Source organism: Citrobacter sp. VF227, assembly GCF_052950715.1.
This window is the reverse complement of the sequence record NZ_JBRFVF010000083.1, coordinates 1-772: the sequence shown is the minus strand read 5'-3', so window position 1 is coordinate 772 and position 772 is coordinate 1. Positions and strand designations below refer to the sequence as shown.

Genomic DNA, 772 nt, shown 5'->3' with positions numbered 1-772 from the left:
CGATGTTCTACCATGCTGACCTGCTTCCAGAGCGGGGCATGATGTTCCGGCACTGTCTGCCAGCCGGACGATGCTGAGCAGAGACGATGTGATGCCACCAGTTGCTCATTACTGTAGATCCGCAACTCATCATCCAGCGATATTCGTATCGAGACCGGCTGGCCACACAGCGTTTCGGGAACGCTGTAACGATTGCCGCCAACTTCGATATAGCTGTCCCAGGACACATGGCGGATGTCGAAGTAGCTGGTATCGAAGTCCGTATCCGGCAGCGGCTGCAGATGCTCCTGTTCCAGCGCGAAGCGCTGCTCTGGTGTTTGTCTGAACTGGCGAAGCTCCCGTTTATCAGCAACTTCAGCCATCCACTGCTCCAGTTGCTGGTTTACATGGGTGACGCTGTTGAACCTGCGGTACCGGACGAAGAAGTTCTCCTTAAGATATTTCACCATCCGTTCCACTTTGCCTTTGGTTCTGGCCCTGCGCGGACGGCAGGCCCGGGGCAGGAAGTCATAGTGGTCGGCCAGCAACAGGAACCCTGAGTTGAACACCACTTTCCCGTTGTTATTCTTCAGCACCGCGGCTTTCTGGTTATCAACCAGCACTGTTTTTACACTGCCACCGAAGTAGCGGAAGGCGCGAACCAGTGACTCGTAGGTGTGCTCAGCATCCTGCTTTGGCGCGGCGAAGACATGGAAGCGGCGGGAGAACCCCAGCGTATTAACCGCGAAGTTAACTTTGCACCGCTGCCCGGCAACCTCCACCTCGACTTCGC

The 772-nt window shown here is 56.2% G+C and carries 1 protein-coding gene; it reads right to left on the bottom strand.

Going from position 1 to position 772, the window contains the following annotated elements; genetic code table 11:
- The coding region (gene istA, locus ACU8YC_RS25160; RefSeq protein WP_446895981.1) for an IS21 family transposase at positions 1–772 on the bottom strand (772 nt) is incomplete at both ends.